Here is a 21,429-nt window from a genome sequence, read left to right as displayed (position 1 = left end):
ACGAGGCTCCCGGCCCCCCGGATCCCGCAACTTTTGCAGAGCGTCGCAATCCGTAGCGGCTCGCCTCGCGTGGCACCACGCATCCGGCCTTGCTCCCGGCCCGTTCAGCGCAACCGAAAACTTCTCTAAGAAGGCACGAGGCTTGCTACCAATCATGATGGTGGCTCGTTTCCTTTCTCGCCGACTTCCCCGAAGGCGGACCGCAGGTGCGGTGGAGCGGCGGCGTGGCTTCACGCTGACCGAGATCCTCGTGGTCATCTTCATGATCGCGCTGCTCGCCGCGGTCGCGTCGCCTGCGTTCATCCGCATCATGCGCGACATCGGCTTGAGCCGCCTCACGATGCAGCTCGCGGAGGTCTATCGCCGCGGCTACGTCGAGTCGTCCGAGCGCGCCACGTTCCTCGTGCGCTTCCGCAAGCCGAGCGGCTCCGTGCAGATCGAGACGATCCGCGCCGCGCTCGACACGCCCACGCCGACGCTGATCTCGCCGCGCGGCTGCAACACGATCAACTGGGACGACCCCCTCCTCGAACGACAAACCTACCGGTTCGCCTCGACCGACAAGAAGACCCTCGTCGACGTCGGCTTCCTCGGCCCCGACAACGCGAGCCAAGAGATCGCCGACGTCTGCTTCGCGCGCCGCACCGCGTTCGTCCGGTACAACGACGGCGCCTTCACGCAGATGGTCGGCGCGGCGAAGGTCTCCGTGAAGAACCTCTCGAACGGCCGGATTCGCCGCGTGCTCGTGCCGTCGTTTGGCCTGCCGAGGGTGATCCAATGAGGCGGGCTGTGCGTGGCTACACGATCATCGAGGTGATGATGGCCCTCGCGATCCTCGCGGTCGGCGCGACGGGCGTGATCGCGCTGCAGAAGGTCGCGTTGATCGGCAACTCGAACGCGCGGATCGGCGACGGCGCGCGGCAAGTGGCGTCCACGTGGGCCGAGCGCCTCAAGGTCGACGCGCTCCAGTGGAACGATCCGCTCGGCATCCCGGACATCGGCGAGACGCGCTGGCTCGCCACGTCCGTCGTTTACGATCCGGTGAATCCGCCCGGCCCGGGGCAATGGGTCCTCGCGCCCGAGGTCCCCGGCTGGAGCTCGCCCGTGGCCGACATCCACGGCGCCGACGTGGCCATCGGCGACACCACGACGAACGGCGTGTTTTGCACGCACCTGCAGATGGCGCGCGCCGTCCAGAAGCCACTCTCGCTGGTCGGCGCGACGCACCCGATCGCCGTGCGCGGCCTCGTGCGCGTGATCTGGCGCCGCGACCTCGCGCCGTTCACCGAGTGCCGCACGACCGCGCCCGCGAGCATCGAGGACAACGACACGCGGTACGGCTTCTACTACCTCTCCACCGTGATCGGCCAGGAGGAGGCCTCGAACTGATGCGCGCGAACCACCGCATCCTCCGGAGCGGCGATCGGCGCGGCTTCACGCTCGTCGAGCTGCTCGTCGCCATCGCCGCGGGCGCGCTCGTCGCCGCCGCGGCCGTGCTCCTCTCGAAGAACGCCGTGCGCCTCTTCCAGGAAGAGGCGCGCATGTCGTATGCGCAGGTCGCCGTGGCGATGGGCCTCGGCCGCATGGGCACGGATCTCGAGCACGCGGGGCGCAACGCCACGCGAAACCCCTTCACCGACCGGCGCATCTGCGCCCAGCCGAACCTCGTCGACTGGCCGGCGGGCATGCGCAGGCTCGCGCCCGTCGTCATCGAGGCGCGCCCCGATCTGCCGCAGAACGCGGGCAACGACCTGCGCAACGAGCGCATCACGATCGCGGGCGACCTCGACTCCGGCGAGAACTTCGTCATGAGCACGACGCTGCCCGGCGCGAGCACCACGACGATCGTGCTGCAGCCGCAGAGCCGCGCGATCCGCCGCCTCACGGCGCTGACGCAGAACGGCGCCGTCGCGGCGAGGCTCGCCGAGCTCTTTCGCGTCGGCCGCATCCTGCACATCGAGGGCCCGACGAGCGACTACTACGGCCGCATCCAGGGGTTTGCCGCGGCGGGCACGCCGATCGACTCGATCCAGGTCGTCATCGAGAACACGCCCCTCGTGCCGATCCAGACGTCCGCAGGCACGGGCCCCTCGTGTGGGATCAAGGGGTTTGGCAGCGGATGGCCCGTGCACGTGATCTCGCGCGTCCGGTACGAGCTCCGGTCCGTCGTGGCAGACCCGAGCTTCGCTGATTTCGTGCAGCCCCTGAGCGACGTCACCGGCGACGCCGATCGCACCGAGCTCGTGCGCGTCGAGCTCGCGCCGGACGACACCGAGATCCCCGGCACGCTGGAGCTCGTCACCGAGTACGCGATCGCGCTGCGCTTCGGCATCACCGCGCTCGCCCTCACCTCGCAGCCGGACGCGCCGGTCCTCGAGCGCTTCCCGATCACCGATCCCGTGCCGAACACGCAGGTCTACGCGATCGCGGGCTCGCCCGACGTGCAGGGCAGCCGGCCCGAGGCGGTGCGCTCGGTGCAGGTTCGTCTCTCCACGCGATCCCGCGCGCCCGATCGCCCCACGCAGATCCCGGCACCCGCGGGTCGCCCGTTCCGCTTCTTCATCGAAAAGGCGAAGGGCGCGGATCGTTTCGCGCGCGTCCGCACGCTCGAACGCGAGTTCGCGCTCGTGAACACGCGGGGAGGTGGCTCGTGAGCCGGTTCGAACGGCGAACCCCGAGCGCCATCACGCGCCGCCTCGCGCGCCGCGGCGAGCGCGGGGCCACGGTCTTCGTGGTCGTGCTCGTCATCGGGATGCTCACGGGCATCGGCCTCTTCGCCGCGCAGGCGAGCACCATCGCGACGAGCACGAGCGGCACCTCGCGCGTCACCACGCAGAGCCGCTACTTCGGCGAGAGCGCGATGAACGCCGTCACCGCGAAGCTCTCGCGGGATCTCGGCGCGCAGGTCGACTTCCTCGCGCGGCAGAACTCCACGGAGTGCCTCGGCATGTCGGGCGATCCGTACTACCAGAACTGCACGCGGTTCGGCCGGACGTACCTCGAGAAGGAGCTCGGTTTCGCGCTCTTTCAGCCCTACGACAAGCAGACCGGGCATCACGGCACGCTCGGCCGCATCGAGAACGCGACGGCCGATCTGCTCGTCGAGATGAACGACCTCTACCGCATCGATCGCCCCATCGCGGGCTTCGACTACACCTCCGCGGGCGCGGCGAACGTCCACTTCATGAGCATCATGCTCCATGGAACGGGCCGCATCCGGCTCGAACCGCCCGGCGGAGTCGCGAGCACCCTTTCGAGCACCACCTTCCGCGCCGAGCTCATCGTCGGACCGATTTCCGGACCTTGACGGAGGACCTCATGCGAACCCTGACCCGCGTCCTCGCCTCGCCCATCGCCGCAGCAGCCCTGCTCTCGATCGCGTCCTTCGCTTCGGTCGCCGAGGCGCAGCTCGACATCAACCCGCCGCTGCCGAACGTGCTGCTCGTCATCGACACCTCGGGGTCGATGGAGAACATGGCGAGCGGCAAACGGCCGGAGGAGGCTGGCGCGACGTGTGTCCCCGGGACGGCCACGCCGCTCAACCGCTGGGCCACGCTGGTCACGGTCCTGACGGGGACGATCCAGAACTTCTCCTGCTTCGCGCAGGATCGATCGTCGACCTCGTTCGCCAACGAGTTCACGCTGCCGAGCGGCCCCGATCCTTACGACTACAAGTACTACTTGCCGTTCCACCGCATCCTCTCGAATGGCTGCGCGTACGGCCCGGGATCGATGGGCGGCTCCTGGTGGGACTGGCCCGCGAACGCGCTGAAGACGCACGCGTGGAACAACACGAGCCAGGCCTGCGCGGCGCCGGGCTTCCAGCAAGCGAACGACGGCCTGCTCGACACGTACCGCGATCGCGTCCGCTTCGGCCTGATGACGTTCGACACGCTGCCCGATCCCGGCACCGGCGCGAGCGGCTCCGTACCCGCGCCGAACGACGGCACGAAGGGCATGTGGAGCTACTACCCGAACTGGAGCTCCGGCGGCTCGCCCGCGAACGGCAACCCGCCGAACTGCGCGACCCACGACTTCGAGGTCGGCGGGCGAAACCCCGCCGCGCCGCCGTGGGAGGGCCGCCTCCTCGGCTTCGGCCCGCACGACGCGCCCATCGCGCAGGTGCAGCAGACGAACGATCGCATCCAGAGCTCGCTCCTCGCGATGCGGCCCTACGGCGCGACGCCGATCGCGGGCATCCTCGCCGACGCGCGTGACTACCTGCTGAACGACGGATCCAACGATCCGGCCACGGGCAAACCCTTCGGTCCGAAGAACGATCCGTACTACGCCGGCAAGTGCCGCGATCAGTTCGTCATCCTTCTCTCGGACGGCGAGCCGAACCTCGACCTGCGCGAGTCCTGCGCGACGGGCAACGGCAAGTGCCCCTACGCGCGGCCGCACGAGATTGCGCACCAGCTCGCGACGCAGTCGCACCCGATCAAGACCTTCGCGATCGGCTTCGGATTGTCGCAGGCGGGGGGCACCGATTGCAGCGCGCTCACGCAGAGCGACATCGTGAGCCCCGGCGGCCTCTGCTCGAACGCGACGGGCACGCTCAAGGCTTGCTGCACGCTCTCGCGCATCGCGTACGAGGGCGGCACGAAGCGCGCGTTCTTCGCGAATGACCTGCCTTCGCTGAAGAGCGCGCTCGATCAGGTCCTCGCCGTCGTCTCGGCGGGCTCGACGAGCCGCACGATCCCCGTCTTCTCCACGGCCGGCGCCACGACGAGCCAGGGCAACGCCTCGGCCGCCGGCTACCAGTTCGTCACGTCCTTCGACGCGCCGGTCGGCTCGCTCTGGACGGGCAACCTCGAGCGCAAGCGGTACGTCTGCGAGAACCAGGGCGGCGTGCTCAAGCCCGTGCTCGCGTCGATCGAGCAAGCCAAGGGCGACGACTTCGAGGCGAACCTCAACTCGAACACCCCGTCCCGCAAGTTCTTCACGCTCGTCGGCCCGCAGGCGAACGGGCAGGTTTACTCGCGCCGCTCGCTGCGGCCGAGCGTCACCACGGACGACGGCCTCGGCCTCTACGGCGGCACGACCACGGGCTTGCTCGACGGCGCGCTGTTCGCGTCGACGCTCGCGCAAACGCCGCTCGCGCTCGACATCCCTTCGAGCCCCGTGCCGGATTCGTGCAAGGCGATCGCCGGCTCGGGCGCGAACGCGAACACCTGCGCCGACACGGTGGTCCGCTGGGAGGTCGGCATGCCCGGCGTGCCGCAGTCTCGCTACGGCAACGGCTTCGGCAGCATCTACCACGCCTCGCCCGTCACGATGGGCGCGCCGAACGAGTTCCTCCGCGACGAGTCGTACGCCGCGTTCGCCGCCGATCCGGAGTACAAGAAGCGCCCGCTCGTGCTCTTCGCGGCCACGACCGACGGCCAGCTCCACGCGTTCAAGGTCGCGTCGAACGATTCGGCCGACACGCAGCGCGTCGACACGCTGGAGAACAACGAGCTCTGGTCGTTCCTCCCGCCGCACGTGCTCCCCGGTCTTTTGCCCACGTACGGTCGGCAGGCGTTCCTCCTCGACGGAAGCCCCGTCGTGAAGGACGTGATCTTCGAGCGCAACCGCGCGCAGGCGCAGGCCGGCGCCGCGGGCTCGAAGTGGAGGAGCGTGCTCATCGCGGCCGGCGGCCTCGGCGGCAGCTTTTACTACGCGCTCGACGTGACGAAACCTTCGGACCCGAAGTTCCTCTGGCAGCTCTCGACGAACACGAACGGCGAGCCGCTCTTCGGGGCCACCACGATCAAACCCGCGATCACCACGATCGCCGTCGACGACGGCAGCGGTGACGTGAAAGAGGTCGCCGTCGCGATCCTCCCGGGCGGCACGACGACGCTCACGACCGGGAGCTGCCCGCGCCTCAAGACGTCGACGACTGTCGCGTCGTCCGATGCGTACCAGCCCAAGACCAGCGGCGACGTGGTGCGGTGCTGGCACGACGCGAGCGGCAGGGTCGGCGCGGCGCGCTCGCTCTCGGTCGTCCGCCTCGACACGGGCGAGCTCCTCATGAACTTCCGCGGCAAGGCGGACGACGGCCCCGTGCTGCCCTCGGCGAAGGTGAAGGAAAACGCCTTCGATTCGCCCGTCACCGGCGTCCCCGTCCCCTACCCCTCGTTGCCCGGCCAGGTCTCCGATCGCATCTACGTCGGCGACGCGGACGGGACGCTCTATCGCATCAACCTCGCCTCGCCGAAGCCCGACAAGTGGACCGTCGATCTCGCGTGGGACGCGTACGCGTTCGGGAGCGACACGGCCGCGACGCGCCAGCCCATCGAGACGCCGCCGATCGTCACGGTCGATCCGATCGGCAACCCCGTCGTCCTCTTGTCGACCGGGGATCAAGAGACGTTCACGTCGAGCGCGGGCGTGCAGACGCGCGCGTGGTCGATCCGCGAAGAGCCGAACGGCGCGGGCACGTTCGTCACGAAGAGCAACTGGGTGATCCCCTTCGAGAACGGCGTGCGCGTGACCGGCCCGATCTCGCTCTTCAACGGCGTCGCGTACTTCTCGACGTTCACGCCGACCGGCGCGCAAGGCAACGCGTGCGCCGACGGCTACGGCGCCGTCTGGGGCGTCGACTACTACCGGAAGACGGCTTGCAGCGCGAACGGCCCCACGCCGCCGGCCGACTGGCCCTGCCCGCGGTACGTACAGGATCCAGTGAACGCAGCGCAGACGGTGAGCTTCTTCGAGAACCAGCAGCCCGGCACCGTCGTGTTCGGCGTGGCCGTCACGCAGACGCCGAGCTGCTACGAGCAGCTCGACTTCGCCGACCCCGCGTTTGGCGCGATGTCCACCGTGAGCAACTCGACCGCGGGCGAGTTCCAGCTCGTCTTCCAGACCGGCCAGGGCGGCACGTCGGCGGACAACTCGAAGACGAACACCGTGACGAAGCGCCTGCCGCCGCCGCGCACCTCGGTGAGGATCGACTCGTGGGGCCTCGTCCTCGAGTGAAACACGCGCTCCTCTGCGCCTCCGCGGCGCTCGTGCTCCTCGCGGCCTGCCGCGGGGAAGGCGAGCGCCCTGCGCCCGCCGGCGCCTCCTCCGCGGCGCCGCCCCCGCGCCCCGATCAGCTCGCGCCCGGCGAGCTCGCAGAGGGTACAGTCGATGCGTTTGGGCTCAAACTACCTCGCGCGATGACCGTGACCGCGCAGTTTCCCGACGCCTTTTTCGCCCGGGGCAGCCTACGCGCCGAGGACGTCGCGACGTACGTGAAAGAGCGCGTCGTCTCCGCGCGGGTCGAGTCCGCCGCGCCGAAAACGGTGTTCCACGGCGCGACGGCAAAGTCCGCGCCCGCGCCTGCGCGTGTCCTCGACATCGAGATCCTCGTGCGAGACGACCACACCGAAATCGTGGTGCGCGACGTGACCCGCCCCCCGGCGAAAGACGGCATGACCGAAGAAGAGCGATGGCGCGAACTCGGCCTCACGCCACAGGGACAACCCCTCGACCCCACGAAGCTCGAATAAGCCCTCCAACAGGAGGCGCGACGCGTCATGGCACGCGCATGCTGGGATCGTGCGTCCGTGCTGGACCGCACCGGACGACCATCGACTTTGCCCCCGATCCGGACTACATCGCGCGGGTGTCGACCATGGATCAGTCCCCGGCAGCGCTTCGCAGGACCCCCCTTTACGACGAGCACCTCAGGCTCGGCGGTCGCCTCGTGCCCTACGCGGGCTGGGAGATGCCCGTGCAGTACAAGGGCGTCACGGACGAGCACCGCGCAGTCCGCGCGGCCGCTGGGATCTTCGACGTCTCCCACATGGGCGAGCTCGTCCTCTCGGGCGACTCCGCGGCGGACGTGGTCAACCACCTCATCACGAACGACGCGAAGCGCCTCATGGACGGGCAGGCGCTCTACACCGTCGCGTGCAACGACGCGGGCACGATCCTCGACGACCTCATCGTCTACCGCGTGTCGCAGACCAAATGGCTCATCGTCTGCAACGCCGCGAACCGCGACAAGATGGTTGCGCATTTCCGGGCCGCCGCGGCGAACCACTGCGACTTCGACGACGCCTCCGACCGCACGGCGCTCATCGCGCTGCAGGGCCCGAAGGCGCTCGCGCTGCTCGCGCAGGCGGGCGGGGAAGGCGCCGCGCTCGCCGAACTCCCGAGCTTCCACTTCCGTGACGCCACGCTGGCGAACGTCCCGTGCACAGTGGCGCGCACGGGGTACACGGGCGAAGACGGCGTCGAGATCTTCTGTCCCACGGACGGCGCGGCGCAGCTCTGGCGTGCGCTCGTCGAGCTCGGCGCGCCGATCGGCCTCGAGCCGGCCGGCCTCGCCGCGCGTGACACGCTCCGCCTCGAAGCCCGCCTCTCGCTGTACGGCAACGAGATCGACGAATCGACGAACCCGCTCGAAGCCGGCCTCGCCTGGGTCGTAAAGCTCGACAAGGGCGACTTCGTGGGTCGCACGGCGCTCGAGCGCTTCAAGGCCGCGGGCCTGACGCGCAAGCTCGTCGGCTTCGAGATGATCGGCCGCGGCATCGCGCGGCACGGCTACCCGCTCCTCGACAAGGTGGGGATCAAGGTGGGCTTGTGCACGAGCGGCAGCCCCGGCCCCACGGTCGGCAAGAACATCGGCCTCGGGTACCTGCCCACGTCGCTCGCCGAGGTGGGCACGTCGATCGAGGTCGACTGCCGCGGCCGCTCGGTGAGCGCCGTCGTGGTGAAGACTCCGTTTTACAAGCGTTCGTCGTAACGAAAGCGTGTCGTCGTAGCAGGGGACAGGAGAGGGCTTCGTATGAGCAGCGATGATGTTCGGTCGGATCGTCGGTACACCAAGGATCACGAGTGGACGAAGGAAGAGGACGGCCGGGTGCTCGTGGGCATCACGGCGTACGCCGTGGATCAGCTCGGTGACATCACGCTCGTGAACCTCGACGTGAAGGTCGGCGAGACGATCACCCAGGGCAAAGCCTTCGGGACCATCGAGAGCGTCAAGACGCTGAGCGACCTCTTCGCCCCGGTGAGCGGCAAGGTCGTGCAGATCAACGATCTCCTGGAGAGGGAGCCGGAGAAGGTGAACGAGGATTGTTACGACCGCGCGTGGATGATCGCCGTGGAGCCCTCCGATCGGAGCGAGCTCGATGGCCTGCTCGACGTCACGGCCTATACTGAGCTGCTGAAGAACGCCGGCCACTGAGACAGGCCGCGGCCTTCCCCTCCTCTCTCTCCACACCCATGCGATACCTCCCTCATACGACCGAGGAGATCGCTTCGATGCTGGAGGCCGTCGGCCTGCCTTCACTCGAGGCGCTCTACGAATCGATCCCCGCGCGCGCCCGCTACGATCGCCCGCTCGACCTGCCCGCGCCGGTCGACGAGCCGTCGCTCATGCGCCACCTCGAAGAGCTCGCCCGCAAGAACCGCGCGGCCGGCATGCTCTCGTTCCTCGGCGCCGGGGCCTACGAGCATCATTTCCCGCCCGCCGCCGATCAGCTCCTCCTGCGCAGCGAGTTCTACACGGCGTACACGCCCTACCAGCCCGAGGTCGCGCAGGGCACGCTGCAGGTGATCTTCGAGTTCCAGACGATCATCAGCGAGATCTTCGGCCTGCCGCTGGCCAACGCGTCGATGTACGACGGCGCGAGTGCAGCCGCCGAGGCGGTGCTCATGGCGCGCAGGCTCGTCGGGCGCGAGCACACGGTGATCTCCGGAGGCATCCACCCCGAGTACCTCGAGACGATCGAGACGCACGTGCGGAGCCTCGGGGCCGGCAAGGCATCCCTCACGACCGTGCCCCTCGCCGCCGACGGCGCCGCGGACGTCGACGCGCTCGCAGCCGCGATCACGCCCGAGACCGCGTGTGTCCTCGTCGGCTACCCGAACTTTTACGGATCCATCTGCGATCTCCGCAAAGTGGCCGAGGCCGCGCACGCCAAAGGCGCGCTCGTCATCACGGCGACGCAGGACCCGTACGCGCTCGCGCTCCTCGAGTCGCCCGGCGCGCTCGGCGCCGACATCGCCGTGGGCGAAGGCCAGCCGCTCGGCCTCCCGCCGCAGTTCGGCGGCCCCGGCGTGGGGCTCTTCGCCTGCCGCGAAGACCGCAAATACCTCCAGCAGATCCCCGGCCGCATCGTCGGCGAGACCGTCGACAAGGAAGGCAACCGCGGCTACGTGCTGACGCTGGCCACGCGCGAGCAGCACATCCGGCGCGAGCGAGCCACAAGCAACATCTGCACGAACAGCGGCCTCTGCGCGACCGCGGTGACCATCAAGATGTGCATGCTCGGCAAGCAGGGCTTTGTGGCAGCCGCGCGCCAGTGCCTCGCCAAGGCCGAGTACCTGAAGAAGGCCATCGCAGGGCTCGAAGGCTACGCGCTGCCCTACGGCGCCCCGACCTTCAACGAGTTCGTCGTGCGCGTGCGCGGCGGCGACGCGAAGAAGGTCTGTGACACGCTCGCCACACGGGAGATCATCCCCGGCTACGACCTCGGCCGCGTCAGCGCCGACCGCAAGGGCGAGCTGCTCATCGCCGTGACCGAGCGCCACACGCGCGCCGACCTCGACCGCCTGGTCGAGGCCCTCGCGGCGATCTGAATTCCGATCAGAAGAACCGCGGCGACGTCCCGAACGAGGCCGTCGCCGCCGGCGTTTGATGCGCCGGGTACGGGTTCGGCCACGCGTCGAGCATCGACTGCCGGTAGACCGTCAGGCGCAAGAAATCGATGCCGGCGAACGCGCCGAACGCGAGCGCATCGCCCGTCCCGTAGAGCCCCTGCACGCCGATCGAGAAGCCGAGCGGCAAGCCCAGCGTGAGGCCCCCGGCCACGCCGCGCGAGTACGTCCCCCAAAGCCGCTGGTAGCCGCCCACGTCGACCGCGACGCCGACCTTGCCCGCTTGAAAGCCGTGCGTGGCGAAGCGCGCGAGCAGCGACAGGTCCGCGCCCTCGTCGATCACGGGCGTGAGCCGCGCGAGCCCGCCGATAATGAACGACCCGTCCGGCGACGTGCCCACGCCGTAATCGAAGTTGAAGGCCGCGCGCGGCGCGAGCGCCGCCGTCCCCTCTTTCCACGCGAGCGCCCCTGCCCCCGCGAACGCCCACGCCGACGCATCGGCCCGCGCGACGTCCGGCGCGAGCGCGATCCCGAGGGCGAGCGCGACTCCGATCCACGAAGCTTTTACGTTGCGACGCACGGTCACCGCACCTAGCACGTTTTTCTGCGGCGGGTGAGGATCCGCCGCTCGACGATCCGCGCGACCTCCTCGTCGAAGAGCACCGTGTTGTGCCCTTGGCCCTCCAACACGATCACCTCGCCGCCGGGCAGGGCGTGTGACACGGGCGAACGCAGGACGGCGTCCGCCGCCGCGATGATCGAGAGATGCGGGACGTTCGCCGTCGCCGAAGCGGCGAGGCGGATCTTGCGAAGGACCGCGCTGTCCGGCGCGAGATCACGCGCCGCCCCGAACCCGAGCGCGCTCGCCCCGACGACGCCCGCGAACGGGCTCGCCATCGAGATCGTCTGCACGACCCGCGTATCCCCCGCCTCCTGCGAGTAAAACCGCGCCACGACGCCGCCGAGGCTGTGCCCCACGAGGTGCAGCCGCGCCGCGCCCGGAAGCTCCGAGACGAGCGCCGCGAGCCGCTCCGCGAGCTCCTCGACGCCGGGGCCCGGCGGATAGGTCATCGCGGCGGCGTGGACGCCCTTGTGCCGCGTGATCGCCCGCCGCATGGGACGCAGCCCCCCGGCCGTCGCGAAAAGCCCGTGGAGGAGCACCACGACGTCCTCCCCGTCCCGCACCTCGGCAGACGCCGGCGCCCCCTCCAGATCGTGCCGTAGGAGCCACGCCTGCCGCCCGAACGCGAGGGCCTCGCGCCCCGCGTTCACGAGCGCGCGTGTCCAGGAGGGACGATCCGCCATGCCGCGAGGATGCCACGGACGGCGCCCGTGATCTTCAAGGTCGTACGAGCCACACGTGGAAGCTCCGCCACGCGTTCTGCTGCGCCGTAATCTTCACCGAATCCTGGCCGCCGACCGAGGACAGCGCGACACGCGCCTCGAACCAGGCCCCCTCGTCCCGCGCCGGGATCTCCACGGTCTGCGTACCTCCCCCGGTGTGCTCGATCCGGAGCGTGACCGGTCCACCCCCGTCGGTCCGCAGCACGAGCGTCGCGGGGCCTCGCGCGACGTGCGGGGCGACGACGAACGACTCGTTTTGCCCCTGGGGAACGATGCGCCCCGCGTCGAACCGCGGATGCCCGGCCTCGTCCCTCAGCGTCGCGCCGATCACCCACCCGGCCTGCGGCCGCGGAAACGTGTATCGGTGCGCGCGTTCGTCCACGAGATCCGCGACGTCGATCTCGAAGACCGCGCCCGCCCGTGTCTCCCCCTTCGGCGCGAGCGAGGACCAGTCCGCGGCATACACGACCTTCTCCGGCGCGGCGCAGATCACGTTGTCTTCGATCCGCACGGAGAACATTTCCTTCCCAAACGATCGCGCGAGATCGGGGAACCAGCCCGGGTAGATCGCCAGCACGTCGGGACGCTCGTTCTCCGGCATCCGCTCGATGAGCTCGACGATCGCGGGGATCCCGTGCACCGACGCGCGGGCGAAGGGCAGGTCGTGGTAGCCGCCGAGGCCGAGGCCATCGAGCGCGGAGAGACCCGAGAGATAGGGGATCGCCCCCGCATCACCGACGAGGACCCGCCGCGGCCGCGGCGAGAGCGCGGCGAGCCTGCGCGCGACCTCGGCTTGCTGGTGCTCGATGTTCCCCGAAGCGCGAGCGAAGTGATCGATCTGCCGCGGGAAAAGCCTCGCGGGCGCGAGCGTGGCGACGAGCGCGAGCCCGAGCCCGAGCCCGCGAACGACCCGCCCCCTTCGCATCAGCTCCCCCGCGCCGAGCGCCGCGGCGACGAGCAAAAACAGCAGCGATGGCACCACGTACCGGAAGTTCTGGTACCGCGCCGTCGTGTTCAACGACACGAGCAGCATCATCCCGATCGCGCCTGCGACGAGCGGCGCCGCGAGCAAGCGCGTGCGCCGCGACAAGACCGCCACGAGCGCGAGGAGCGGCGCGACGAACGCGAACGACGGGCCCCCGAGCGCGACGTCGAACGCCTGCGCCCGCAACACGGCGAGGTTCTTGATGACCTCCACGGCCGCCTCGATCGGCGTGAGGTACGGGTTCGACCCGACGAGCTTGCGGACGGCGCCCGCCTGGCTGATCTCCCCGGTGAACACGAGGTTCGCCGTCGCCTGCGCGGCCAGGAAGATCCCCATCGGGCCGAGCGCGCGGAGGAGCGACGGGAACGTGCCGAGCGAACGCGCGCCATACACGACGGCCACGCCGATCGGCCCGACGAGCGCCGCGGACTCGGGCCGCGTGGCCACGAGAAGCGCGCCCCAGAGCCCGGCGCGGAGCTGCGCGGCGCTACGCGCGGTTGGCGAGGCCGTCGTCGCGTGATGCGCCGCCACGAGCAGGCGCCCGAGGATCCCGGCGAAGAGCGCCGTCTCCATGCCGGAGTAAAAACTCCAGTCGACGAGCGGCACCGCGAGGAGCAAGGGCGCCGCGATCCAGGCCGCGCGCCGCGGCGCGCCGTCGAGCAAGGCCCGCACCGAGCGGCAGAGATCCCACAAGCAAACGCACGCGAGCGCCGCGGCGAAGTACGAGAGCCACGCGCCCCGCAGGCCGAGCGCCCACGCAGGCGCGAGCACGAGCGGGTACGTCAGGCTCGTCCCGCCCGACGAGTACCCGTTCTCCGGCAGCCACGCGAACGGATGGCCGAGCGCCGCGGACCGCGCGAAGCCGTAGTGGATGTAGACGTCGTCGAGGGGGACCGGAAACACCCCGCCTGTCCGTCCGAACCCGGGCAGCCAGAACACGAGGCCCACCGCGATCACGAGGATCGCCGCGAAGGCCTGGAACAGCGCGGGCTCGCGGGGCTTCACGAGGGGGACTAACCACGAAACACGTGGTGCCGGAAGCGCGGATCGGTCGCCTTACGGCGCGCCGCGCTTTCCGCGCGTATGCTTCGCGCATGGCAACGCAGACCGTGGATGCACAAGACGCCGCCCGATGGGACGCGGTCGAGGAGGCGACCGAGCTCATGAATGACGGCCGCTTCATCGAGGCGCTCGTCGCGCTGCGGAACGTCATCAAGGCCGACCCGAGGAACCCCTACGCGTTCCATTTCCTCGGCGCCGCCCTCTTCGAGACGGGCGAGCGCGAGACCGCGCGCGAGGCCTACCGCGCGGCGCTCCGCCTCGCCCCGAACTACCTCGGCGCGCGCGTCGCGCTCTCGCACCTCCTGCGCCAGCTCGGCGACCTCGACGGCGCGCTCTCCCAGGCGAACGAGGCGCTGCGCAGGTTCCCCGGCGACGGCGAAGCGATGCAGGCCGCCGGCCTCGCCTACGCCGCGAAGGGCAACCGCAAGGCCGCGAAGAAGCAACTCGAAGGGTTCCTCAAGTCGAACCCCGAACTCGAAACGCGGCTCGAAGTCGAGCAGATCCTCGGCATGCTGGGGATCGCAGGCGAGAACGAGCCGGTCGAGTTCGATTGAGCGCGGCCGTCAAACGCTGACGCGCGTCAGGCACGCCTCGGCGAGCGCCTTCGCGCCCACCGACTCGGCCACACGCGCGGCCGCGCGGAAGCCCGCGGCGCGCTCCAGCGCCTCGGCCCCGCGACGCGCGCCTTGCACCCGGAACGACACGCTCCGCACGAACGCGCGCATCGCCGCCACGTCGTCCCCCGCGGCCGCCAGGATCTCGCCGAGCACGAGCGCCGCGTGCGCGGCCACGGCCTCGCTGCCCGGGTAAAACGGCTCGGCCAGCACCCGCGTGAGCGTCGCGCCGTCCTTCTGCGAGGCCGCCTTCTGCGCCGCGATCTCCGGCGTGGGCCGCGGCGCAGGCTCGAACCCGAGCCGCGTCTCCAGGTACCCGAGCACGTCCCATGCGACACGCCGGAACGCTTCGAGCCCGTCCGTCGGCGCTTCCAGCACCCCGCCGCCCGCGCGTCTCCCCTCGCGATCGAGGTCCCGCACGATCACGAGATCATCCCGCTCGCCGATCACGAAGAGATCGCCGTCCCAGCCGAGCGACTTCTCCTCCGTCAGCCATTTCGTTGCGGGACCGACCTCCTCGGGCCCGAGCAGGCGCGTGCCGTCGCCGAGCTCGAGCCCGCCTGCGTTCGCCCAGATCGCCGCGAGATCCGCGGGGGGATCCCGCGCGAGATCCCACGCCCCTTGCCCCGGTGGGCGTCGCTTCGTGATCGCCTGCGCGGCGCAGATGTGCGCCGCGCGCTCGCGCGCGGAGTCTTGGGTCACGGCTGCGAAACCTGCCCCTTCGGATGGTCGCTCAGGCTGCGGAGGAACTTCGAGGACTGCGATCGCGCCTCGGCCACGCGGAAGACCACGAAGTGGCCGTCCGAGTTCTCCGGCACTGGCCACTGCGCGAGCACGCCCGTCGCCTGCCCGTCGGCGAGGTTGCCCGAAAGGCCCGTCTCCGGGATCTCCACCGTGCCCGGCCCGCCCCACGCGAGCTCGGGGATCGCCCACTGCGACGGCTCGACGAGCGGCAGCCCCATCGCGATCGCGTGCATCTCGATCCCGCGTGTCGGCGAGTAGCTGTCGCCCGTCCCGTCGGAGTTCACGCCCTCGGTCATGTAGATGCTCTTCGCCGCCATCCCCTCGCGCGGCGCGAGGGCGACATACCGCGCATAATGCAGCGGATCGGTCGCGTCCACGAGCATCTGCGCGAGCGAGAGCGCCGGGTGGAAGAGGTCGAGCTCGCCCTCCTCCTCGGCCCTCAGGCTGAGGAACACCGTCTTCACGAGCTGCGCGATGCTCGGCGACGGGCTCGTCTTCTGGAGCAGCGTGATCGCCATGACCGCCGATGAGCCCGACAGCACGCCCCCGCGCGCCTGATCGTCCGAGGCGAGGAAAAGCGGACCGTTCAGCCCGCCCTGCGAGTGGCCGAAGTACGAAAGGCGCGAGCCGTCGAAGCGAATCGCCTCGCCCGTCACCGAGATCGACGCGGGCACCTCCATCTTCGACTCCGTGAAGAGCCGCGCCCGCTGCACCTCGTCGAGCGCGGCCTGCCGGCTGTTCGTCCGGGCCGCCAGCACGTTGTTCACGTTGAAGAAGAGCAGCGAGATCCTCGACGTATCGCCGTCCTTCGGCGCGCCCGGCCGGCGGCCGTGGAAGATCTGATCCACCCCCATCGACGCGATGCATTGCTCGGCGAGGCTACGCGCGGTCCCGTCGTACACGTAGCTGCGGAAATCGCCGCCCGTGCCGTGCGCGTAGAGCACGATCGGGAAGCCCTCCGCCGGCATCGGGCACGCGGCCGCGTTCGGCACGGTGAGCGAGAAGCGCAGATCGAACGTGTCCACGACCGCGGGCGCGCCGCCTTCGATCTTGAACGCGCCGCCGTCGCTCGGCTTCTCGAAGGGCACCACGCCCTCCTGGTAGTTCGGCGAAGGCCCGTAGACGCCGATGTATTCGGTCCGCGCGTCCCACGTGCCTCCGATGATCCACGCGGACGGGTTCGCGACGGGCGCGGGCACGTTCGCGCGCAGGTGATCCCGCGCCGCGAAGAGCTCCTCCGCCGGATCGTTCGTCCGGAAGACCGCGAGGTGCACGATACGCTCGTGATCGATCCCGGCCCTCTCGATCTCCTCCACGGCGAGCGCGAGCGCCTCCTTCGCGGCCGCAGCCGCCGCGCGCTCCGGCCTCTGCTCGCCGAGCACCTGCGCGAGCTCGGCGCTCTTCGTCACGGCGCCTCCCGAGGCGCCGCGCACGGCGTCGGTCACGACGAGCGCGTACCGCGTGTGGGGCCGGAGCGGGAAGCCCAGCGTGGGCATGAAGGCGAGCGTGTTCGTCGGGTAATACACGCCCTCTTCGGCGCGGAACTGGAGCGAGACGAGCTTGCGGCTCCCGTACTCGGGCGACGTGGGATCGATATCGAGGAGCTGCACCGACGCGTCCTTCTCGAGCGCGAGGGCCGGCGTCTGCGGCAGCGACCTCGGATCGAGCGGACCCGCGAAGCGCAGGTACCCCGCGGCCGCCGGCGAGAAGCCGTCGAGCTTGCGATCCATCTTGGTGATGTACTCGGAGAGGATCGGCACGGCCCGCGGGTTCGGGAATCCTTCGAGGGGCACGAAGCCGTCTTCGATGCGCAGATCACTCGGCCACGGGTGATCAAAAAAGTCTGTCTCCGCGAGCGCGGTGGGCGACGACGGGGCCACCCAGATCGAGGCGAACTCGGGCACCTGGGCCGGCGCGGGACCACACCCGGCGACGCCGAGCAGGATCGAGGACGATACGAGCGCAAACGAGAAGCTCCGAAGGTCGCGCATGGCGGAAAAGTATGCATGACCGTAGCTCAGCGCGATAGGCCGGGGACGCCTGCTTTTCGCGTCGACAGCCCGCGCAAATTCCGCACCCGCGCGGCGCCCGGGTCGTCCCCGTTTCGTCACGCTCGCCGCCCGATCGGCTCGGACGCTCCGTCCCCGCTCCGCCGCTGGGCCCGCCTGCCCACGCCGCTCGGCTGCGTTGTTCTTTAGATATGAATCTTTTATACGTGCGTCATGTTCCTCGCCGGAAGAAATGCCCTGGTCACGGGAGGCGGGCGCGGGATCGGGCGCGCCATCGCCGAGCGGCTCGCCCGCGAGGGCGCCCGCGTCCTCGTCACGGGGCGGACCCAGCCCGAGATCGACGAGGTCGCGCGCGAGATCGGCGGCGTCGCCGTGCACATGGACGCGAAGGATCGCGCGAGCGTGAAGGCCGCGATCGACGTGGTGCACGCCGTCGGCCCCGTCGACGTGCTCGTGAACAACGCCGGCTTTGCCGAGTCCGTGCCCTTCGACCGAACGACGGACGAGGTCTGGGACGATCTCCTCGAAGTGAACGTGACGAGCGCCTTCGCCCTCTGCCGCGCCTTCGTCCCCGGCATGATCGAGCGTGGCTTCGGCCGCGTCATCAACGTCGCCTCGAACGCGGGCCTCGTCGGTTACGGCTACAGCGTCGCGTATTGCGCCTCGAAGCACGCGATGGTCGGCATGACACGCGCGCTCGCCGTGGAGATCGCGAAGTCGCCCGTCACCGTGAACGCCGTCTGCCCGGGGTGGACGCGCACGCGCATGGGCGAGGAGGCGACCTCGCGCATCGCGGAAAAGACCGGCCGCAGCGCCGATGCCGCGCACAAGATCCTCGCGAACATGTCGCCGCAGCAGCGCTTCGCCGAGCCCGAAGAGATCGCCCACATCGTGGCCATGCTCTGCGCGCCCGAGGCCCGCAGCGTGCACGGCCAGGCCCTGCCCATCGACGGCGGCCAGGTCATGAAATAGGACGGGGTTTGGGGCGAAGGGCGCCGAAGGCGACCCGAAGCCCCAAGCGGTGAAACAAGCCATGAACGACAAGCTCACCTTCGTGAACCCGGAGGGCTACCTGCCTCCGAAGGGATACTCGAACGGCGCCCTGGTCTCCGGGCCCACGCTCTTCGTGGCCGGCCAGGTCGGCTGGAACGCGCAGTGCGAGTTCGAAACCGACGACCTCGCCGAGCAGTTCGCGCAGGCGCTCGACAACGTGCTCGCCGTCGTGCGCGCGGCCGGCGGCGGCCCCACGGACCTCGCCAAGATGACCGTGTACGTGACGGATCTCGACGCCTACCGCGGCTCGCTCAAGGCGATCGGGCAGGCGTGGCGCGCGCGCCTCGGCAAGCATTTCCCCGCGATGGCGTTGCTCGGCGTCGCGGGCCTCGTCGAGAAACGCGCCAAGGTCGAGATCGAGGCCGTCGCCGTGCTTCGTGGAGCGACGGACCCGGCGTGAGGCGAGGCGCGCCGACCCGCAGGCCCGTGAGCGCGCAGCCCACGGGCAAGGGCGAGCAGAACCCCGCCGTGCGCGCGTGGGTCCGCATCCTCGCCGTGCAAAAAGCCGCGCTCGCCGCGATCCGCGACGACCTCGAGCACGAGATGACCTTGCCGCGCTTCGATCTGCTCTCGAACCTCGTCCGCGAGAACGGCCAGACCCTCGCGTCGCTCTCGCGCTCGATGCTCGTCACGGCCGGCAACATCACCGGCCTCGTGGATCGCGCCGCGCGCGACGGGCTCGTCGAGCGCAGGGCCGATCCGAACGACCGGCGCGCCTGGCGTGTGCACCTCACGCCCAAGGGCCAGCTCGCCTTCCAGCGCGCCGAGCGCCGCCACGCCGCGCGCGTCTCCAAGCTCTTCTCCGCGCTCAGCGGCAATGAGATGTCGAGCCTCGTCCGGATGCTCGACAAGGTACGACACACCCTCCACGGACCCGAGCTCTCGGCCGTCCGTGGCCCGCGCGGCGAGGCACGCCGCACCCCCGAGCGCGGCACGGGCAGGCGCCGCGCCCGCGCCAAAACCGAGGACGACTCGTGACCCTCTCGCCGACCACCTTTGACCTCGAAATCTCCCGCGGCATCGCCCAGATCACCCTGAACCGGCCCGAGCGCCTGAACGCGCTCACCTTCGAGGTGTACGGCGAGCTCGCGCAGACCTTCCGCTCCCTGGAGAAGGCCAACGACGCGCGCGCCGTCGTCATCACCGGCAAGGGCCGCGGCTTCTGCTCGGGCGGCGACGTCGAGGGCATCATCGCCGAGCTCTTCGCCCGCGACATCACGGGCCTCATCGAGTTCACGCGTGTCACGGGCGCCCTCATCCAGAGCATCGCCGAGCTGCGCCGCCCCGTGATCGCCGCCATCAACGGCGTCGCCGTGGGCGCGGGCGCCGTCATCGCCGCGGCCTGCGACCTGCGCATCTTCGCGGAGAGCGCGCGCATCGGCTTCATCTTCCCGCGCGTCGGCCTCTCGGGCGCGGACATGGGCGCCTCGTTCCTCCTGCCCCGCATCGTCGGCCGCGGCCGGGCCGCCGAGCTGCTCTTCTTCGGCGACCTCATCGGCGCCGAGGAGGCCCACCGCATCGGCCTCGCGAACCGCGTCGTGCCCGACGCCGACGTCCTCGTGACGGCGCGTGGCTGGGCCGAGCGCCTCGCGAAGGGCCCGACCTTCGCGCATCGCATGACGAAGCAGATGCTCGAGAGCGAGCACGACATGACCCTCGCCGCCGCGATCGAGGCCGAGGCGCAGGCGCAGGCGCTCTGCATGGCCCACCCCGATTTCCGCGAGGCCTACGAGGCCAACAAGACGAAACGCCCGGCGCGTTTCCTCGGCGCCGAGATCTGCGATCCGCCGCCGGCCGCGCCGAAGGCCGACGCAGGGAGCGAGCCGTGAGCGCCCGCTTCATGCTCTCCGTCCCGGACCTCGCGCCCTTCTTCGAGGCGCGCCACCACGAGCTCGCGGCGCGGCTCCAGGGCGAGCACCTCGACGTGCTCCGGGCGACCGAGGACGCGGCCGAGGTCGCGCGCCTCCTCGGCGATCCCCTCGGCCTCTACGCCTACCTCGTGCCCGAGGCTTACGGCGGCGCCACGACGGGCCGCCCGATGGACCTCGCGTACATCGACGTGCGCGCGCTCGTCCTCGTGCGCGAGGCGCTCGGGCAGCTCTCCGCGCAGGCCGACTCGATCTTCGCGGTGCAGGGCCTCGGCACCTACCCGATCCTCCTCGGCGGCTCGCAGGATCTCATCGCCGAGGTCGTGCCCGACGTCGTGCGCGGCCGCCGCCTCGGGGCCTTCGCGCTCACCGAGCCGGAGGCGGGCAGCGACGTCGCGTCCTTGCAGACGGTCGCGCGCAAGGACGGCGAGGGCTGGGTGCTCGACGGGGAAAAGACGCTCATCTCGAACGTGCCGATCGCCGATCACCACGTCGTCTTCGCGAACGCCGACCCTTCGATCGGCCGCAAGGGCATCACGGCGTTCTACGTCCCCAAGGGCGCGGCCGGCCTCACGCTCGAGCCGCTGCCGATGAGCGCGCATCCGCTCGGCCGCATGCGCCTCGACGGCTGCCGGGTGCCGAACGAGCACGTGCTCGGGCACGTGGGCGCGGGCTTCCGCATCGCGATGGAGACGCTCGACGCGTTTCGCATCTCGGTGGGCGCGGCGGCGAACGGCATGGCCGCGCGGGCGCTCGCGGCGACGCTCGATCACGTCAAGCGCCGGCGCCAGTTCGGCGCGCCGCTCGCGGATCGTCAGATCGTGCAGGCGTACCTCGCGGAGATGGCGACGGAGCTCGACGCGGCGCGGCTGCTCGTGGCGCGGGCGGCGCACCGGCGCGACACCACGGGCGAGCGTGTCACGAGCCTGGCCGCGATGGGCAAGATGTACGCGACCGAGGCGGCGCAGGGCATCATCGACAAGGCGGTGCAGCTCCACGGCGGGATCGGCGTGCTCGAAGGGAGCGTGGTCGAGCGGCTTTACCGGGAGATCCGGCCGCTGCGCATCTACGAGGGGACGACGGAGATCCAGAAGCTCGTCATCGCGAAGGCGCTGCTCGGCTGAGGGGCCCTTGTGCACGGCCTCCAAGACCCCGCGCATGGCCTTCAAAAC

General features: G+C 70.4%; 20 protein-coding genes. 15 read left to right on the top strand and 5 right to left on the bottom strand.

Annotated features, from left to right (window positions below; genetic code table 11):
* The first annotated feature begins 211 nt into the window (after positions 1-211).
* The 9 genes from E8A74_RS15720 to gcvPA all read left to right on the top strand — a co-directional run bounded on the left by E8A74_RS15720 (position 212) and on the right by gcvPA (position 10,560).
* The gene (locus tag E8A74_RS15720) at positions 212-781 is read left to right on the top strand and encodes a type II secretion system protein (protein ID WP_170229155.1); all 570 of its coding nucleotides are present in this window, start codon (positions 212-214) and stop codon (positions 779-781) included.
* Positions 778-1,389, top strand: coding sequence for a type IV pilus modification PilV family protein (locus tag E8A74_RS15715; protein WP_136929824.1), 612 nt, complete (start codon positions 778-780; stop codon positions 1,387-1,389). Before E8A74_RS15720 ends, E8A74_RS15715 begins: the two co-directional genes overlap by 4 nt.
* On the top strand, positions 1,389-2,654 hold the full coding sequence (locus tag E8A74_RS15710; protein WP_170229154.1) for a prepilin-type N-terminal cleavage/methylation domain-containing protein: 1,266 nt from the start codon (positions 1,389-1,391) through the stop codon (positions 2,652-2,654). The genes E8A74_RS15715 and E8A74_RS15710 overlap by 1 nt, the downstream gene beginning before the upstream one ends.
* Positions 2,651-3,307: a hypothetical protein gene (locus tag E8A74_RS15705; protein ID WP_136929822.1), complete on the top strand. Its 657-nt coding sequence runs from the start codon at positions 2,651-2,653 to the stop codon at positions 3,305-3,307. Before E8A74_RS15710 ends, E8A74_RS15705 begins: the two co-directional genes overlap by 4 nt.
* Positions 3,308-3,318: 11 nt before the next feature.
* Positions 3,319-6,963, top strand: a complete 3,645-nt coding sequence (locus tag E8A74_RS15700) for a pilus assembly protein (protein ID WP_136929821.1) — start codon at positions 3,319-3,321, stop codon at positions 6,961-6,963.
* Complete coding sequence (locus E8A74_RS15695) at positions 6,960-7,478, top strand: hypothetical protein (protein WP_136929820.1); 519 nt, start codon at positions 6,960-6,962, stop codon at positions 7,476-7,478. The genes E8A74_RS15700 and E8A74_RS15695 overlap by 4 nt, the downstream gene beginning before the upstream one ends.
* A gap of 125 nt (positions 7,479-7,603) precedes the next feature.
* Positions 7,604-8,719 (top strand): glycine cleavage system aminomethyltransferase GcvT, encoded by a 1,116-nt coding sequence (gcvT, locus tag E8A74_RS15690; protein WP_136929916.1) that lies wholly within the window; start codon positions 7,604-7,606, stop codon positions 8,717-8,719.
* A 42-nt stretch (positions 8,720-8,761) separates the two neighbouring features.
* On the top strand, positions 8,762-9,163 hold the full coding sequence (gene gcvH / locus E8A74_RS15685) for a glycine cleavage system protein GcvH (protein WP_136929819.1): 402 nt from the start codon (positions 8,762-8,764) through the stop codon (positions 9,161-9,163).
* A gap of 38 nt (positions 9,164-9,201) precedes the next feature.
* On the top strand, positions 9,202-10,560 hold the full coding sequence (gene gcvPA / locus E8A74_RS15680; RefSeq protein ID WP_136929818.1) for an aminomethyl-transferring glycine dehydrogenase subunit GcvPA: 1,359 nt from the start codon (positions 9,202-9,204) through the stop codon (positions 10,558-10,560).
* A 7-nt stretch (positions 10,561-10,567) separates the two neighbouring features.
* Here gcvPA and E8A74_RS15675 read toward each other — a convergent pair whose 3' ends face one another.
* The 3 genes from E8A74_RS15675 to E8A74_RS15665 are packed head-to-tail and all read right to left on the bottom strand — an operon-like array spanning position 10,568 to position 13,912.
* Positions 10,568-11,158, bottom strand: coding sequence for a hypothetical protein (locus E8A74_RS15675; RefSeq protein WP_136929817.1), 591 nt, complete (start codon positions 11,156-11,158; stop codon positions 10,568-10,570).
* An 11-nt stretch (positions 11,159-11,169) separates the two neighbouring features.
* A complete protein-coding gene (locus tag E8A74_RS15670; RefSeq protein ID WP_136929816.1) occupies positions 11,170-11,883 on the bottom strand; it encodes an esterase/lipase family protein in 714 nt (237 codons plus the stop codon).
* A gap of 34 nt (positions 11,884-11,917) precedes the next feature.
* Entirely contained in the window at positions 11,918-13,912 is a 1,995-nt protein-coding gene (locus E8A74_RS15665) for a hypothetical protein (RefSeq protein ID WP_136929815.1), read from the bottom strand.
* An 89-nt stretch (positions 13,913-14,001) separates the two neighbouring features.
* Here E8A74_RS15665 and E8A74_RS15660 point away from each other — a divergent pair, with 89 nt between their 5' ends.
* Positions 14,002-14,523 (top strand): tetratricopeptide repeat protein, encoded by a 522-nt coding sequence (locus E8A74_RS15660; RefSeq protein ID WP_136929814.1) that lies wholly within the window; start codon positions 14,002-14,004, stop codon positions 14,521-14,523.
* A gap of 9 nt (positions 14,524-14,532) precedes the next feature.
* On the opposite strand, the gene E8A74_RS15655 is transcribed toward E8A74_RS15660, so the two are convergent.
* Entirely contained in the window at positions 14,533-15,285 is a 753-nt protein-coding gene (locus tag E8A74_RS15655; RefSeq protein ID WP_136929813.1) for a hypothetical protein, read from the bottom strand.
* Positions 15,282-17,318: a hypothetical protein gene (locus E8A74_RS15650; protein WP_136929812.1), complete on the bottom strand. Its 2,037-nt coding sequence runs from the start codon at positions 17,316-17,318 to the stop codon at positions 15,282-15,284. The genes E8A74_RS15655 and E8A74_RS15650 overlap by 4 nt, the downstream gene beginning before the upstream one ends.
* A 231-nt stretch (positions 17,319-17,549) precedes the next feature.
* Between E8A74_RS15650 and E8A74_RS15645 the strand changes: the two genes are divergently transcribed.
* The 5 genes from E8A74_RS15645 (at position 17,550) to E8A74_RS15625 (ending at position 21,381) form a co-directional block, all read left to right on the top strand.
* Entirely contained in the window at positions 17,550-18,308 is a 759-nt protein-coding gene (locus E8A74_RS15645) for an SDR family NAD(P)-dependent oxidoreductase (RefSeq protein WP_136929811.1), read from the top strand.
* A 61-nt stretch (positions 18,309-18,369) separates the two neighbouring features.
* The gene (locus E8A74_RS15640) at positions 18,370-18,789 is read left to right on the top strand and encodes a RidA family protein (RefSeq protein WP_136929810.1); all 420 of its coding nucleotides are present in this window, start codon (positions 18,370-18,372) and stop codon (positions 18,787-18,789) included.
* A complete protein-coding gene (locus E8A74_RS15635) occupies positions 18,786-19,367 on the top strand; it encodes a MarR family winged helix-turn-helix transcriptional regulator (RefSeq protein WP_136929809.1) in 582 nt (193 codons plus the stop codon). The genes E8A74_RS15640 and E8A74_RS15635 overlap by 4 nt, the downstream gene beginning before the upstream one ends.
* Positions 19,364-20,218: an enoyl-CoA hydratase family protein gene (locus E8A74_RS15630; protein ID WP_136929808.1), complete on the top strand. Its 855-nt coding sequence runs from the start codon at positions 19,364-19,366 to the stop codon at positions 20,216-20,218. The genes E8A74_RS15635 and E8A74_RS15630 overlap by 4 nt, the downstream gene beginning before the upstream one ends.
* Positions 20,219-20,229: 11 nt before the next feature.
* Positions 20,230-21,381 carry an acyl-CoA dehydrogenase family protein gene (locus E8A74_RS15625; RefSeq protein WP_136929915.1) on the top strand — a complete coding sequence of 384 codons (1,152 nt, stop codon included), beginning with the start codon at positions 20,230-20,232 and terminating at the stop codon, positions 21,379-21,381.
* Positions 21,382-21,429: the final 48 nt, after the last annotated feature.

The organism is Polyangium fumosum, assembly GCF_005144585.1.
GTDB classification, from domain to species: Bacteria; Myxococcota_A; Polyangia; order Polyangiales; family Polyangiaceae; genus Polyangium; species Polyangium fumosum.
The sequence above is the reverse complement of the archived record's forward strand: the minus strand, read 5'-3'. Positions and strand labels throughout refer to the sequence as shown.

Coding starts and splice junctions, on each gene's coding strand:
- E8A74_RS15715 (WP_136929824.1), top strand. CDS start 778: ATGAGGCGGGCTGTGCGTGGCTACACGATCATCGAGGTGATGATGGCC.
- E8A74_RS15710 (WP_170229154.1), top strand. CDS start 1,389: ATGCGCGCGAACCACCGCATCCTCCGGAGCGGCGATCGGCGCGGCTTC.
- E8A74_RS15700 (WP_136929821.1), top strand. CDS start 3,319: ATGCGAACCCTGACCCGCGTCCTCGCCTCGCCCATCGCCGCAGCAGCC.
- gcvT (WP_136929916.1), top strand. CDS start 7,604: ATGGATCAGTCCCCGGCAGCGCTTCGCAGGACCCCCCTTTACGACGAG.
- gcvH (WP_136929819.1), top strand. CDS start 8,762: ATGAGCAGCGATGATGTTCGGTCGGATCGTCGGTACACCAAGGATCAC.
- gcvPA (WP_136929818.1), top strand. CDS start 9,202: ATGCGATACCTCCCTCATACGACCGAGGAGATCGCTTCGATGCTGGAG.
- E8A74_RS15670 (WP_136929816.1), bottom strand. CDS start 11,883: ATGGCGGATCGTCCCTCCTGGACACGCGCGCTCGTGAACGCGGGGCGC.
- E8A74_RS15660 (WP_136929814.1), top strand. CDS start 14,002: ATGGCAACGCAGACCGTGGATGCACAAGACGCCGCCCGATGGGACGCG.
- E8A74_RS15650 (WP_136929812.1), bottom strand. CDS start 17,318: ATGCGCGACCTTCGGAGCTTCTCGTTTGCGCTCGTATCGTCCTCGATC.
- E8A74_RS15645 (WP_136929811.1), top strand. CDS start 17,550: ATGTTCCTCGCCGGAAGAAATGCCCTGGTCACGGGAGGCGGGCGCGGG.
- E8A74_RS15640 (WP_136929810.1), top strand. CDS start 18,370: ATGAACGACAAGCTCACCTTCGTGAACCCGGAGGGCTACCTGCCTCCG.
- E8A74_RS15625 (WP_136929915.1), top strand. CDS start 20,230: ATGCTCTCCGTCCCGGACCTCGCGCCCTTCTTCGAGGCGCGCCACCAC.